The organism is Mesorhizobium sp. USDA 4775 (assembly GCF_054062655.1).
In genome coordinates this window covers 5,752,106-5,766,162 of the sequence record NZ_JBSSFM010000001.1, presented here as the reverse complement: position 1 = coordinate 5,766,162, position 14,057 = coordinate 5,752,106, and the positions used below count along the sequence as shown (strand labels likewise).

15 protein-coding genes and 1 pseudogene are annotated in these 14,057 nt (G+C 64.4%); 11 read left to right on the top strand and 5 right to left on the bottom strand.

Annotated elements, in window-relative coordinates:
• The first annotated feature begins 155 nt into the window (after positions 1 to 155).
• Together ACVILI_RS28315 and ACVILI_RS28310 are read left to right on the top strand one after the other, a co-directional pair.
• Positions 156 to 1,421 (top strand): TCR/Tet family MFS transporter, encoded by a 1,266-nt coding sequence (locus ACVILI_RS28315; RefSeq protein ID WP_038648911.1) that lies wholly within the window; start codon positions 156 to 158, stop codon positions 1,419 to 1,421.
• Positions 1,418 to 2,338, top strand: coding sequence for an aldo/keto reductase (locus tag ACVILI_RS28310; RefSeq protein ID WP_038648909.1), 921 nt, complete (start codon positions 1,418 to 1,420; stop codon positions 2,336 to 2,338). The genes ACVILI_RS28315 and ACVILI_RS28310 overlap by 4 nt, the downstream gene beginning before the upstream one ends.
• A gap of 2 nt (positions 2,339 to 2,340) precedes the next feature.
• On the opposite strand, the gene carA is transcribed toward ACVILI_RS28310, so the two are convergent.
• Positions 2,341 to 3,546 carry a glutamine-hydrolyzing carbamoyl-phosphate synthase small subunit gene (gene carA / locus ACVILI_RS28305; protein ID WP_038648906.1) on the bottom strand — a complete coding sequence of 402 codons (1,206 nt, stop codon included), beginning with the start codon at positions 3,544 to 3,546 and terminating at the stop codon, positions 2,341 to 2,343.
• 271 nt (positions 3,547 to 3,817) lie between these two features.
• Here carA and ACVILI_RS28300 point away from each other — a divergent pair, with 271 nt between their 5' ends.
• From ACVILI_RS28300 to ACVILI_RS28275, 6 genes and pseudogenes are all read left to right on the top strand, one after another.
• The gene (locus ACVILI_RS28300) at positions 3,818 to 4,267 is read left to right on the top strand and encodes a GatB/YqeY domain-containing protein (protein ID WP_019860500.1); all 450 of its coding nucleotides are present in this window, start codon (positions 3,818 to 3,820) and stop codon (positions 4,265 to 4,267) included.
• Between the two features lie 31 nt (positions 4,268 to 4,298).
• Positions 4,299 to 5,132 carry a helix-turn-helix transcriptional regulator gene (locus tag ACVILI_RS28295; protein ID WP_051726862.1) on the top strand — a complete coding sequence of 278 codons (834 nt, stop codon included), beginning with the start codon at positions 4,299 to 4,301 and terminating at the stop codon, positions 5,130 to 5,132.
• A 106-nt stretch (positions 5,133 to 5,238) separates the two neighbouring features.
• Positions 5,239 to 5,984, top strand: a pseudogene (locus tag ACVILI_RS28290) (SDR family oxidoreductase).
• A 177-nt stretch (positions 5,985 to 6,161) separates the two neighbouring features.
• Positions 6,162 to 6,488 (top strand): PadR family transcriptional regulator, encoded by a 327-nt coding sequence (locus ACVILI_RS28285; protein WP_027047270.1) that lies wholly within the window; start codon positions 6,162 to 6,164, stop codon positions 6,486 to 6,488.
• Positions 6,485 to 7,048, top strand: coding sequence for a DUF1700 domain-containing protein (locus ACVILI_RS28280; RefSeq protein ID WP_038648904.1), 564 nt, complete (start codon positions 6,485 to 6,487; stop codon positions 7,046 to 7,048). Before ACVILI_RS28285 ends, ACVILI_RS28280 begins: the two co-directional genes overlap by 4 nt.
• A 48-nt stretch (positions 7,049 to 7,096) precedes the next feature.
• Positions 7,097 to 7,804 (top strand): GIN domain-containing protein, encoded by a 708-nt coding sequence (locus ACVILI_RS28275; RefSeq protein ID WP_038648901.1) that lies wholly within the window; start codon positions 7,097 to 7,099, stop codon positions 7,802 to 7,804.
• 83 nt (positions 7,805 to 7,887) lie between these two features.
• On the opposite strand, the gene ACVILI_RS28270 is transcribed toward ACVILI_RS28275, so the two are convergent.
• Positions 7,888 to 8,811 carry a LysR family transcriptional regulator gene (locus tag ACVILI_RS28270; protein ID WP_038648900.1) on the bottom strand — a complete coding sequence of 308 codons (924 nt, stop codon included), beginning with the start codon at positions 8,809 to 8,811 and terminating at the stop codon, positions 7,888 to 7,890.
• Between the two features lie 101 nt (positions 8,812 to 8,912).
• On the opposite strand from ACVILI_RS28270, the gene ACVILI_RS28265 reads away from it, so the two are divergent.
• Positions 8,913 to 9,704, top strand: a complete 792-nt coding sequence (locus tag ACVILI_RS28265; protein ID WP_240564806.1) for an alpha/beta fold hydrolase — start codon at positions 8,913 to 8,915, stop codon at positions 9,702 to 9,704.
• A 40-nt stretch (positions 9,705 to 9,744) separates the two neighbouring features.
• Here ACVILI_RS28265 and ACVILI_RS28260 read toward each other — a convergent pair whose 3' ends face one another.
• Entirely contained in the window at positions 9,745 to 10,743 is a 999-nt protein-coding gene (locus ACVILI_RS28260; RefSeq protein ID WP_038648895.1) for a hypothetical protein, read from the bottom strand.
• 365 nt (positions 10,744 to 11,108) lie between these two features.
• On the opposite strand from ACVILI_RS28260, the gene ACVILI_RS28255 reads away from it, so the two are divergent.
• Positions 11,109 to 11,819 carry a DNA helicase gene (locus tag ACVILI_RS28255; RefSeq protein ID WP_038648892.1) on the top strand — a complete coding sequence of 237 codons (711 nt, stop codon included), beginning with the start codon at positions 11,109 to 11,111 and terminating at the stop codon, positions 11,817 to 11,819.
• Between the two features lie 49 nt (positions 11,820 to 11,868).
• On the top strand, positions 11,869 to 12,426 hold the full coding sequence (locus tag ACVILI_RS28250) for a GNAT family N-acetyltransferase (protein WP_038648890.1): 558 nt from the start codon (positions 11,869 to 11,871) through the stop codon (positions 12,424 to 12,426).
• Between the two features lie 22 nt (positions 12,427 to 12,448).
• Here ACVILI_RS28250 and ACVILI_RS28245 read toward each other — a convergent pair whose 3' ends face one another.
• Together ACVILI_RS28245 and ACVILI_RS28240 are read right to left on the bottom strand one after the other, a co-directional pair.
• Entirely contained in the window at positions 12,449 to 13,480 is a 1,032-nt protein-coding gene (locus ACVILI_RS28245; RefSeq protein WP_038648887.1) for a DmpA family aminopeptidase, read from the bottom strand.
• A gap of 62 nt (positions 13,481 to 13,542) precedes the next feature.
• Entirely contained in the window at positions 13,543 to 13,962 is a 420-nt protein-coding gene (locus ACVILI_RS28240) for a MerR family transcriptional regulator (protein ID WP_019860490.1), read from the bottom strand.
• Between the last annotated feature and the right edge of the window lie 95 nt (positions 13,963 to 14,057).

Genomic DNA, 14,057 nt, shown 5'->3' with positions numbered 1-14,057 from the left:
GCACTCGCCTCACGGGGCTGGCCTGACGACGAAGTCGTCGTCAGGGAGAGTCAGGATCAACGATTCCTGGCTGTTCTCGCATTGTTCCTTTTTGCGCGCTCGCCTATAAGGTTCGTCCGCCTGCGCCCCGGGCGACCAGAGGAGCCTGACCCATCATGATCGACCCCAAAACCGCCAGGCGGGGCCTCGCGCTGGTTTTCACCACGCTGCTGCTCGACATCATCGGCTTCGGCATCATCATGCCGGTGCTGCCGGCCTATTTGCAGGAATTGTCCGGTGTCAGCATCAGCGGCGCGGCGATCGAAGGCGGCTGGCTGTTCTTCGTCTATGCGACCATGCAGTTCTTCTTCGCGCCGATCATGGGCGGGTTGAGCGACCGGTTCGGGCGGCGGCCGATCCTGCTTGCCTCGGTGCTGACCTTCTCCATCGACAATCTGATCTGTGCCGTCGCCTGGTCCTATCCGATGCTTTTCATCGGCCGTGTGCTGGCCGGCATTTCGGGCGCCAGCTATTCGACGACGTCGGCCTTCATCGCCGATATCTCGAACGATGAGAACCGGGCGAAGAATTTCGGCCTGCTCGGCATCGCCTTTGGCGTCGGCTTCGTCATCGGCCCGGTCCTGGGCGGGTTGCTCGGAACGTTCGGGCCGCGCGTGCCGTTCTATTTCGCCGCCGGGCTCGCTTTAGTGAACTTCCTGATCGCGATGGTCTTCCTTCCCGAAACGCTCGACGAGAAGCATCGCCGCCGCTTCGAGTGGAAACGCGCCAACCCGGTCGGCACGCTGCTGCAGATGCGTAGGTATGAGGGCATCGGCTGGATCGGCCTCGTCTTCTTCCTGATGACGCTCGGCCACATGATGTATCCGGCGGTCTGGTCGTTCGTTTCCAGCTATCGCTACGGCTGGAGTGAGCAGCAGATCGGTTTTTCGCTAGGCGCCTTCGGCCTGTGCGGCGCGATCGTCATGGCTACCGTGTTGCCGCGTGTGATCCCGAGGCTCGGCGAGTGGAAGACGGCGGTCATCGGCCTGACGTTCACGGCGGTGAGCGCCTTCGGCTATGCCTTCGCTTCGCAGGGATGGATGATCTATGCGGTGATCGTCGTCGGCTGCCTGGAGGCGCTGGCCGACCCGCCGCTGAGAAGCCTCGCCGCCGCCAAGGTTCCGCCTTCGGCACAAGGCGAGCTGCAGGGCGCGATGACCTCGCTCTTCTCGATCACCTCGATCATCACGCCGCTGCTCTACACGGCGATCTTTTCCTGGTTCACCGGGCCAAGCGCGCCCGTGACCTTCGGCGGCGCGCCCTATCTGGTCGGTGCGTGCTTCCTGGTGCTGGCGCTCATCGTCTTCGTCACCAAGGTGGCGAGACCGGTGACGGTCGCAAGCGCCACCACCGACGTCGCGGAAGATGGAGCACAGGCATGAGCCATGGCAGCCGCATCGCGCTGACCAGGGACGGGGTATCGCTGTCGCGGCTGGTCTTCGGCGCCTGGCGCCTGCTCGACGGCGGCGCCCGCCCGGATGCCGATCAGGTCGCGCGGCTGATCGGCACCGCCGTCGATCTCGGCCTGACCAGTTTCGACCATGCCGATATCTATGGGAACTACGAAGTGGAGGCGGCGTTCGGCGCCGGGCTGTCGCGCTGGAAGGGCAAGCGCGATCAGATCGAGCTGATCTCGAAATGCGACATCATGCTGGCCTCGGCCAACCGGCCGCAGAACCGGCTGAAGCATTATGACACCAGCGCCGCCCACATCACCGCGTCGGTCGACCGTTCGCTCGCCAATCTCGGCACCGACTATCTCGACCTGTTGCTGCTGCATCGGCCGGATCCGCTGATGGATGCCGATGAGACGGCGGCGGCATTGGCCGGGCTGGTCAAATCAGGCAAGGCGAGGGCGGTCGGCGTTTCCAATTTCACGCCGTCGCAATTCGATCTCCTGGCCTCGCGGCTGCCGTTCGCGCTCGTCACCAACCAGATCGAGATGTCGGTGCTGAAGACGTCCGCACTGGCCGACGGCAGCCTCGACCACGCGCAGCGCCTGGCCTACGCGCCGATGATCTGGTCGCCGCTCGGCGGCGGCTCGCTGTTCACCGGCAAGGAAGGCCGGGAGGCAAGGGTGCGGGCGGCGCTCGCGGCGGTCGCCGCCGAGGTCGGCGCCGGCGATCTAGCCGCCGTCGCCATCGCCTGGCTGCTGCGGCATCCGGCCCGGCTGGTGCCGGTGCTGGGGTCGATGAAGCCGGAACGGCTGGCGGCCATGGTCAAGGCGCTGGAGATCAATCTCGACCGCCAGCAATGGTTCGCCATATTGGAGGCGAGCGAGGGGCGGCCGGTGGCTTAGGATCAGGCCCGTTCGGCCAGCAATTCCTCGCCGCGCTTTTGCCGGATCAGGTTGACGAAGCGGCGGAACAGATAGTGCGAGTCCTGCGGGCCGGGCGAGGCTTCAGGATGATGCTGGACCGAGAACACCGGACGGCCGGTGAGTGCGATGCCGCAGTTCGAGCCGTCGAACAGCGAGACGTGGGTTTCCTCGACGCCCTCGGGCAGCGAGTCCGCGTCGACGGCAAAACCGTGGTTCATCGAGACGATCTCGACCTTGCCGGTGGTGTGGTCCTTGACCGGATGGTTGGCGCCGTGATGGCCCTGGTGCATCTTGGCCGTCCTGCCGCCGAGCGCCAGCGCCAGCATCTGGTGGCCGAGGCAGATGCCGAACACCGGAATGTCGGTCTTCAGCAGATCCTGGATGACCGGCACGGCATAGTCGCCGGTGGCTTCCGGATCGCCGGGGCCGTTGGAGAGGAAGATGCCGTCCGGCTGCATCGCGAGGATTTCTTCCGAACCGGTGTTTGCCGGAACGACAGTCACCTTGGCGCCGAGGCCGGCAAGCAGGCGCAATATGTTGCGCTTGACGCCGTAGTCGATGGCCACGACGTGCAGCGATGGCTCGGCCTGTTCGCCAAAGCCTTCGTTCCACACCCAAGGCGTCTCGCGCCAGACCGAGGACTGGCCCGAGGTGACTTCCTTGGCGAGGTCGAGCCCGATCAGGCCCGACCATGCGGCGGCGCGTTGCTTCAGATCGTCGAGGTCGAACACGCCGTCCGGCGCATGCGCGATGACGGCATTGGGCATGCCCTTTTCGCGGATCAGCGCGGTCAGCGCGCGGGTGTCGATGCCCGAGAGCGCGACGATGCCGCGCTTCTTCAGCCACTGGTCGAGGTGGCCGGCGGCGCGGTAGTTGGACGGGTTGGTGACATCGGCCTTGAACACGGCCCCGACTGCGCCGGCGCGGGCGGCCGGATTGAGGTCCTCGATGTCCTCGCCATTGGTGCCGATATTGCCGATATGCGGGAAGGTGAAGGTGACGATCTGGCCGGCATAGGACGGATCGGTGAGGATTTCCTGGTAGCCGGTGAGCGCGGTGTTGAAGCAGACTTCGGCGACGGCGGAGCCGGTGGCGCCCAGGCCGCGGCCCTCGATGACGGTGCCGTCGGCCAGCACCAGAAGGGCGGTCGGCTTTTCGCTGGCCCAGGCGGGCGTCATCTCGGCCATGGCGGCACTCCTATCTGGCTGTGCGCTTCGATGACGGACCATCCGCGCAGCAAACGGCGTGGCAGCGATTTCTCGAGCCTCAGCACGTCAATTCATTGTCTTATGCAAGGCCGAGTACATAGGGGAAGGTGCCAGAACGGTCAATAATGCAGCCAAGGCCCCGCATCGATTTATTTCGTCGAACAATATCAGTGGTTTGTCGGTCAGTTCAAGATTTGCCTTGTGCTCCCGGCGAGGTTATGGTCCGCGCCGTTTGTAGGAGAAGAGCACGATGCGCGGAAAGATCGCCGAATCCCTGAAGAGCGCGATGAAGGCGCAGGACAAGCACCGGCTGCCGACATTGCGGCTGATCCAGGCCGCCATCCACGACCGCGACATCGCCAATCGCGGGTCGGGCAAGGATCCCGCCAGCGATGAGGAGATCCTGCAGATCCTGGCCAAGATGGTGAAGCAGCGCGAGGAATCGGCGAAGGCATTCGAGGACGGCAAGCGCCCGGAACTGGCCGCACAGGAGCGTGGCGAGATGGAGATCATCCGCGGCTTCCTGCCGACGCAGCTTGACGATGCAGCGATCACGGCCGCGGCCCGAGAGGCGATCGCGGCGACGGGTGCCGCCAGCCAGAAAGACATGGGCAAGGTGATCGCCGCGCTGAAGCAGAAATATGCCGGCCAGATGGATTTCGGCAAGGCCAGCGGCATTGTCAAAGGGCTGCTGCAGTAGGGCGTCGCCGACACGATCCAACCGTCGAACCATGTTCAAAGAGGTCGACATCGCCCGCCTGAACTGGGACGGTGTGCGCATCGCGCATTGCCGGCTGCCGCCTTCGCAGGCGCATGAACTCGTTCCGGCTTCGGGGCCGGGCGCGATAGCGACAGGCTACAATGGCCAGCGCCAGGCGGTGGTCCAATTGGCCAACGGCAGGACCGTCGCCCGCACAATACCGCGCGGCACGATCGGGCTGACGGGCGCAGAGCCCATCTACTGGCTGCGAACGCAGCGGTCCGCGGAAATCCTGGAGATCAGCGCATCGCCGGAGTTGCGGTGCGAGATCGCGACGGCGTTGGGTGTCGGCAACCATGCCGATCTTGCCGACATGCACGGCTGGGCGGACCATCATGCATGGGCGATCCTCGACCGGTTTCGCGCCGCTGCACGAAGTCGGCTGGCCTTGTCCGATGTCGTGCGCGATGGCCTTGTGCGGCAGCTTTATAACAGGGTCTACTGCGCGAAGTTTGGCGGTCGCGCCGACGCCTGGCGCGGATCGCCGCTGGACGGCCGCCGGCTCGGCCGCACGCTGCAATTCATCGAGGCGCATGTCGATGCGAGCTTGAGCATAGCAGCGCTCGCCGCCGTTGCCGCCTACAGCCCGTTTCACTTCGCGCGCTCGTTCAGGCTGACGACGGGATGGTCGCCGCACCAATTTGTGATGGCCAGACGGCTCGAGCATGCACGGGCGCTGTTGTTGGAAGGGAACAGGTCGACGGTGGAGTCCATCGCCTACCGCTGCGGCTTCACCAATCTCAGCCATTTCCGAGGGCTGATGCGCTCGCGGTTGGGCGTCCTGCCCAGTGAGGTCGTGAGCTAGTTCAAAACAGCAAGATTCGACCTGTTCGCCGTCCGCCCGATCGCCCTACCGTGCCTTGCAATTCATTCTGGCAACGCGAACCGGGGTTGGCTCATGGCAACGACAAATGTTCCCCTTTCAGGCAAGGTGGCTGTTATCACCGGCAGCGCGCGCAATAAATATGGGGCGCGCTTTCGCCGTCGCGCTGGCGCGGCTCGGTGCAGACATCTCAGTCCATCATCATGGGACCGCTTCAAAGAGCGATGCCGAGGAAACGGCACGGCTGGTGCGCGAACACGGCACGCGCACCATCATCGTCGACGGGGACCTGACCGACACCAAGGTCGTCAAGCACTTGTTCGAGGCGACCCTTGGCGCGTTTGGCCGCGTCGATATCGTCATCAACAATGCCGGGCTGGTGATCAAGAAGCCGTTCACCGACATCAGCGAGGCCGAATTCGACCGCTCCTTCGGCATCAACGCCAAGGCCGCCTTCTTCGTCATGCAGGAGGCAGCACGCTGCATCGCCGATAATGGCCGCATCATCAACATGGGCACGACGCGACCATTCCCTTCTATTCGGTTTATGCCGGGGCGAAGGCCGCGCTCGAAGATTTCACCCGTGCGCTGGCCAGGGAAATCGGCGGGCGGGGCGTCACCGTCAATGTGGTCGCGCCCGGGCCGATCAACGATCCCTTCTATCACGGTGCCGAAACGCCGGAGTCGGTTGCACGGGCAACGACCGCCAGCGTCGCCGGCCGGCTGGGGCATATCGAAGACATTGTTCCGGTGATCGAGTTCCTGGCTTCGCCGCAATCGCAATGGATCACAGCGCAGACCCTTTACATCCATGGCGGTTACCTGGCCCGATAGGGTCAGCAGGCCGAAATGGGTACTGTCCGGCCGCGCCGGCGGCGATAGGGACTGTCCTTACCATGACTTTGGCTCTCGCCGCCTCACACAAGGGTTGCGGGGCCAAATAGGTGTTTTCGCGCTACCTTGCATAAACAGGTAGCGTGCTATATACAGGTCGCGAATTCGAGGCCTGCCATGACCGACTCCATCCTCGTCCAGTTGCGAAAAGGCGCGCTTGATCTGTGCGTCCTGGCCGTGCTGTCGCGGGGTGAGAGCTATGGCTATGAAATCGCCAGCACGCTGGTTGCCGCGGTGAACATGGGGGAAGGCACGATCTATCCCCTGATGCGCCGGATGCAGAATGACGGGCTGGTCGCCACCCGCATCGTCGAGTCGAGCAGCGGGCCGCCGCGTAAATATTACCGGCTCACGCTACTCGGCCAGCAGGCTTTCGAAGCTCACCGCCGCGACTGGCGATCCTTCGCGGGGGCCGTCGACAAACTTCTCGAGGATTTGCCATGACCAGGGATGCCTTCTTGCGCACGCTGAGACAGGGACTCGCCGGCCTGCCGCCGCAGGAGATCGAGGATATCGTTGGGGACTATGCCGCCCATTTCGCCGATGCTTCGGGCCGCGGCGAAGCGGAGGTCGCGGCGGCCCTGGGTGATCCGACAAGGATCGCCCGCGAGCTGCGCGCCGAGGCCGGCCTGCGCCGTTTCGAAGCGCATTGGAGCGTGTCGAACATGCTGGCGGCGACAATCGCCCTGGCCGGCCTTGCCTTCGTCGACATCGTCTTCCTGTTGCCGTTGCTCATCACGGCGGTCGTGCTTGCGCTCGGGCTTGGTATCACGCTCGTTGCCATCGGCGTGCTCGGCATCAAGATCATTCTCACCACGCTGATGTTCGAGCCGGGCACTGCCTTCTCGCTCACACTGGGACGCCTCTTCATCGGCGCTGGACTGGTGAGCGGCTTCCTTGGCGGCGGCGCCTTGCTGCTGGAGGGCATGGGCGCGGGCATACGGGTTGTCGGGCGCTACGCCCGGCTGCATTCCCGCATTGTCCAGCCAGACCGCTCCGTTTGAGCGCCGCCAAGCGCTTGCAATTCGTCATCACGTTGAAGGAAACGGATCATGACTGGAAAACTGGCACTTGTCGCAACTGCCGGGTTGGTCGGCGCAGCCCTGTTCTTGGCCGTTGGCATCGGGCTTGCAGGACCGGATTGGGTCAACGCGGGAGGATCGTGGATCAGCGGCCAATCCACCTGCGGCGCGATCACGTCCGTCAGAAAGCAAGTTACGCTGCCGTTCAGCGCCAATGACAGCTTCACCATCGCCTTGCCGGCTTCGGTCCGCTACCAGCTGGGCGACAAGGCCGAAGCTGTCGTCAGCGGCGATTCCACGCTGATCGATCATGTGCGCATGGAGGGCAGCCAGCTCAGCCTGGATTGTGAGACGGGCTGGTTTTCGCCCCGGCTCGACGTCACCGTTTCGGGACCGGCGATTTCGGACTGGCGGCTGGTCGGCAGTGGCGAGCTAACCCTGTCGCAGGTCAACCAGCCCGAGCTGCGGCTGAAAATTCGCGGCAGCGGCAGCGTGGTTGCCAATGGCAGCACCCAAGCGGTCGATCTTGAGATCTCCGGTTCGGGCTCGGGGCGGCTCAAGGACCTGATCGCCCAATCCGCGCAGGTCGAGATCCGCGGCAGCGGCGACGCGGAGGTTACCGCACAGGCGGATGCGGATGTCTCGATTTCCGGCAGCGGTGACGTCGATCTCTATGGGCACCCGACCATGCGGCGGTCGCAGGTCAGAGGCAGCGGCAGCATCACGCAGGTGCCGTAGCCGGCGGCCTGCAATCCTCGAAAGGCCGGATCGTGACAGGCTTTAGGGCTTGCGGGCCCGGCCCGGGGAGCGCTCGGCATCTCTCAGGGGATTTTCCGAGGCTCCAATGCGCGGCGCAAGGCCGGCGCTTCCTGCTGGATGTGATCCCATAGCCGGTTGGCGACCGGCCCGTGCGGCCGGTCGCGGCGGCGCGCCACCACCAGTTCGTCGGTGCGGCCCGGCATATGGCGGCCGGCAATGGAGCGCAGGCGTCCGTCGTGTAATTCGTCCTCGATCAGGAAGCGGGGCAAGTGGCCCCAGCCAAGGCCCTGCAGGATAATCTCCTTCTTCATGCCCTGGTCAGGCACCAGGCATTGCGGCGCGCCTTCGACCATGAAGTAGTCCTGCCGTGGCGAATGGCGGGCGGTGTCGCGCATGACGCATTGGGTGAGCGCCCGCATCTGGTCCAGTGTGATCGGCTGCGTGAGGCGCTCGGGCAGGAAGCCCGGCGCCACCACCGGAATGAACGGCACCTTGCACAGATCGATCCATTCCACCCGCGCGTCGCCCTTGTCGATCCAGTGCAGGATCAGATCGGCCTCGTCATCGAAAAGCCGCTCCCAAGGGCCGCCGACGGCTTCGAAATGCAGATGCAGCCGCGTGCCCGGGCATTGGGCGAAGAACCGTCCGAGCATGCCCAGCACCTGCGGCCGCGGGCAGAGGTCGCCGATCACGACATGGATCTCGCTTTCCTCGCCCATCGAGAGCTGGGCGGCATGGACGCGCAGGCCTTCCAGTTCGCGCAGCAGCGATTGCGCCCGGCGGTGGAACGACAGTCCCGCCTCGGTCGGGCGCACGCGATAGCCGGTGCGATCGAGCAGAACGAGGTCGAGCTGTCGTTCGAGCTTGGCGACGGCGGCGAACACCGCCGGGTGCGAGCGATGCAGCAGTGCCGCCGCAGGCTGAAAGCCGCCGGTGCGGATCACCGCATCGAAGCACTGCAAATCGTGCAAGGTGAATTCGGCCATGTCAGATTCAACTACAGAGTTTGTCCTATCTTTGTAATATCAACAAAAGCCCGCCACGACTACGTTCCGCCTCATTCAACCTTCCAGAAGGACTCTTCATCATGAGTGAGCTGAATTTCGTGACTGTCGGCGACCGCACGCGCATCGCCTATCGCTTCGATGGCGATGCCGCAAAGCCGGTGCTGGTGCTGTCGAACTCCATCGGCACCACGCTGCACATGTGGGACGGGCAGGCCGGCGAGCTTTCAAAACATTTCCGTCTTCTGCGCTACGACTTTCGCGGCCATGGCGGGTCAAGCGCCCCGGTCGGTGCCTATTCGCTCGACCGGCTTGGCCGCGACGTGATCGAACTGCTCGACGCGCTCGGTCTTGGGCGGGTGCATTTCCTCGGACTGTCGCTCGGCGGCTTCGTCGGGCAGTGGCTCGGCATCCATGCGCCGGAGCGGATCGACAGGCTGATCCTGAGCAACACCTCGTCGCATCTGGCGCCGGCAAGCTATTTCGACGAGCGGATTGCCGTTGTCCGGCAGGCGCCGGACATGGCTGAAACCGCCGAAATCTTCCTCGACAACTGGTTCCCCGCGCGGATGGTGGCGGCCAACGAACCGGTCATCGAGGAATTTCGCACGATGCTGCTCGCGATCGACCGGCAAGGCCTGGCTGGCCTGTTCGCCGCCGTTCGCGATGCCGATCTTCGCCGCACGGTGGCGCTGATCAACCGGCCGACGCTGGTGATCGCCGGCGAGCATGACACGGTGACGGCCGCCAGCCACAGCGAACTGATCGCAGCGGCCGTGCCCGGCGCGAAGCTGATTGTGCTGCCGGCGGTCCACCTGTCGAATGTGGAGTATCCGGCGGAGTTCATGGAGGCCGTGCTCGGTTTTCTGCGCTGACCGAGAGTCTACTCCCGTGGGGTCTGCTGTGGAGCGGACCTCACGGCCCCTTGCACATCGGTACCGGCTGCGGTGGCGGTGCCGGGTGGTCCTGCTTGTATTGGGCGATGATCGGTTCGAGGGTTTTTCGCGGCCAGAATTTCGGCGTGCCGATTTCCTTCAGGCAGGATGCGTTCCAATAGGGTGCTTCGCCCGATGGCGAATGGCTTTTTGCCGCCTGCGCGACAGCGGCGATGTCACGCGATTCCGGATAGATGTAGAGCGTCGTCGGATTGTCCTTGACCATCGCGATGATCTGCTGCGCATCCGTCGGTGACCAGCTGGTGCAGCCATTGCTGCGGCCGCCGGCATAGTCCACCAGCTTGCCGAACGGCACCAGGCCGTCATGGTCGGCGTAGGAGCTGTTGGGGCTTTTGCGCATGCACATGCCGCGCAGCACCTGCGCCGCATGGCCGCCGATCACCCGCTGCCTGGCATTGGCGGCTTCGCCTTCGCCGTCGAACTGGATGAAGGTGCGCTGGAAAGCCACGTCCTGTTTCGCGCCGGTACGATAAAAACCCTTGAAGGATGTCTTCGCCTCGCTGGTCATGTAGGCGCCGCCGGCGGTCAGTTCGGAATCCATGGCATTGCCGAAGTTCTTGGAGCACCGCCTGCCGTTCGAAAAATCGACCGTGCCTTTCAGATTCCGGCCGCCGCCGTGACCCGACGAGATGGCGTGAAACGACTGGCTGGCCTCGCAAATGACGTAGTACCGGCGTCCGAGCACGCCATTGCCCATGTCGCCGGGACGCGTCGCATCCATGGCGAAGTAACAGGGATTCCTGACCGCGCCTTGCGCCACCTTTTTCAGGTAGAGCGCGCGCGCCCGCTCCAGCACCACGGTCGAGATCTGGCCATCGCTGTCGCCGACATGGGCCTGCAGCCAGGCCGGGATGGCCGAGGGCGCGGCAATGGACCGGGCCGTCGCGGTCAGGGCAATGACGATGACGAGAAAGCTGAGGGTGACGACCACACCCAGAGGGAAAAATCTCAACCGCACCGGTTCAAGTCTCCTGCCGAGGCCATGCGAATCCCTGCGGTGTTATATCCGCAATCCATCATAAAATGTCTCGCGGCAATCGGCGAAACACATCTTGTTTAGCGCGCCGCAAGTCCGCACGAAGAACCGGGGCCGGCGCGCACCGCCCATAGGCCGGGATGCTGGTCCAAGGCTTGCGGCTCCACCGACATGCGCGATTTTCGATCCGCAAGGGTTGAGCTATGATGTGATTCTGGCGTGGCCCACGCCTCCTCCCTCCAATGGGAAGCATCTGTTCATGCGGGGCACTCTCATCACCGAACCGACTGTTCGAGCGCAAGGCATAAGGAGGGGTTGCGAAAACGGCTCGCACCGGGAGGTTTGCCATGAAACTATCCGCGCCCATCTACCATCTGAAACGTCAGGCCAGGCTGTTGTCGCGCCAGGCAGGGATTCCGCTCCACCAGGCGCTTGATCGCGTTGCCGCGCAGCAAGGTTTTACCAGCTGGAGCCTGTTGGCGGCCAAACTGTCCGAGGCAGCGCCCGCCGGCGGATTGTTCGAGCAACTGAGACCCGGCGACCTGGTCCTGGTCGGCGCGCGACCCGGCCACGGCAAAACGCTGATGAGCCTCGAACTCGCGGTCGAGGCGATGAAGTCAGGCCATCGCAGCGTGTTCTTCACGCTGGAATATACGCAACGCGATGTGCTGGACCGGTTTCGCGCCATCGGCGTCGAGCCGGCCCGGTTCGACCAGTTGTTCGAATTCGACACTTCCGATGCCATCAGCGCCGACTACATCGTCAGGATCTTGCGATCGGCGCCACGCGGCACGCTGGCGGTCATCGACTACCTGCAATTGCTCGACCAAAGACGTGAGAACCCCGGCCTGATGGAACAGGTGTGCACACTGAAGGCTTTCGCGCGCGACAGCGGCGTCATCCTGGTTTTCATCTCGCAGATCGACCGATCCTACAATCCCGAGACCAAGCCGGTTCCCGATATCGGCGACATCAGGTTGCCCAACCCGCTCGATCTGTCGCTGTTCGACAAGGCCTGCTTCCTGAACAAGGGCGAGATCCGCTCCCAGGCGGCTTGAGCGCTCCAACGGCCAAGGCTATCTCTGCCTAACTTGGAGAGCATCGATCATGGTTGAGATCGTCAAACCCGCGCTTGAACATCTGCCTTCCTACAAGGCGGCGCTCGAGCGCGGCTGGTCGCCGGACAATGTGCGGCTCCAGGAGGCGACGCGCGAGCAACTGGCGGCGATAGAGCAGGATCCGGTCACGTTCCTGGCCAGCCTCGACGATGCCGAGGCCAGGGGTGGCCCGATCACCTTGCCCGACGGCACGCAAGTGCCGCGCCTGCCGGGCTTCCGCCGCTGGATCTGGGATGGCGAGGCATCGGGCTCGATCGGCTTTCGCTGGCAGAAGGGCACGGCGGAACTGCCCTCGCATGTGCTTGGCCATATCGGCTATGCGGTGGTGCCGTGGAAGCGACGGCGCGGCTATGCCACCGAAGCCTTGCGGCAGATGCTGGACGAGGCGAGGGCGGTCGGCCTGCCCTATGTCGAGATCACCGCCAAGCCGGGCAATCCGGCGTCGCACAAGGTGATCCTGGCCAATGGCGGCAGGCTGGTCGAGCGCTTCTTCGAGGACGCCGCCTATGGCGGGGTGGAGAGTTTGCGGTTCCGGATCGAGCTGTAGGTCGCCTTCTGGGCGACATTAGCTAGCGTTGCTGACCGCGCAGCCAGTCGGCCAGCGATGCGCGATGCTTGCCGGCCCTGCCGGTGAAGGCCCCGGCGGACAGCATGGAGTTCAACACCGCCTCGTGCGTGGCTTCCGCCGCCGCGCGAAAAAGGATGTCGATGCGCGCCTCATTGAGCGCGAGCAGGGGCACCAGATCGCGGCTTTCATCGTGGTCGACCAGATTGCCGGTGCTGAAGGCGATGGCGATGTCACCACTGCCATGGCCCCAGAAGGAGCCGAGCCTGGCGATGCCGGCTCCGGCGCGGCGCGCCACTCTTTCAAGCTGGCGGTGTTCGAGCGGCACATCGGTTGCCAGCACGATCATGACCGAACCGCGCTCGACCCCGGCCGGTTGTCCGGGGTCCGGCCGGCGCCCATCGGGCAGAACGAGGTCTCCGGGTCTGCCGAAATTCGACAGAACGAGAACACCGAGGTGATGGCCGCCGCCGAGCGCGATTCTTCTGGACGCCGAGCCGATGCCGCCCTTGAAGCCGAAGCAAGTCATTCCCGTTCCGGCGCCGACATTGCCTTGTTCGACTTCGCCCTCATGCGCGTCCGCCAGCGCGGCGAGGGCGTGTTCCTCTGATATCGCCAGAGCCTGGATGTCGTTCAGCGGACCGTCATTGCATTCGCCGACCAGCGGATTGACGGTTCCGGTGGAGCGGCCGATATCCGGGTTCTGGCGGATGGCGTCGCGGATCAGCGCCGTGGCGCAGGTGCCGACCGAGAGCGTGTTGGTCAAGAGAACAGGCGTTTCGATGGTGCCGAGCTCCTGCACTTGCGTCAGGCCGATGGTCTTGCCGAAGCCGTTGATGACATGGCTTGCCGCCGTCACCTTCTTGCGAAACAGATTTCCGCCATGCGGCAGGATCGCGGTCACGCCGGTGTTGGTGTCGCCGTTGCGCAGCGTGCAATGGCCGACGCGTATACCGGGCACATCGGTGATCGCATTGCGCGCGCCCCCCGGCAAGATGCCGCAGCTCAGGCCGAAACCGCTGACAGTGCTCGCCATGTCTGCTCCTGGTCTCACGAGCGCACGCGCCCAAGCCGAGGTCCGCGCCGGACCGGATTTCGCTATGAGACGTGCTCGTCCGCACACAGCGCATGGTCGGACAGCGCGCGAATGACGTAGCAGTCGCCGACCGTCTTGCCGTCGCAGCAGGAGGCGATGCGCTCCAGCTCGGTTTCCAGCCGCTTCAGTTGGGCGATCTTTTCGCGCACCGAAATCAGCTGTTCCTGCGCGATCTTGTCGGCATGGCCGCAGGGCTGCTCGGGATGACCGCTGAGATCGATCAGGGCGCGGATGTCTTCGACGGCGAAGCCGAGGTCGCGGGCGTGGCGGATGAAGGCCAGCCGTTCCAGCTCGTGCCGGGAGTAGCGGCGCTGGTTGCCTTCCGAGCGCTCGGCCGCCGCGACCAGGCCCATCTGCTCGTAATAGCGGATGGTCGGCACCTTGACCCCGGTGCGGCGGGAGAGATCACCGATCGAAAACATGCATTTTGCCTCTTGAAGCTCTAGTGACTAGAGCAATTACAGTGGCTGGCATCAGGGTTCAAGACCCGTGCGGCGGCACGCCGCGTGGGTGAGAA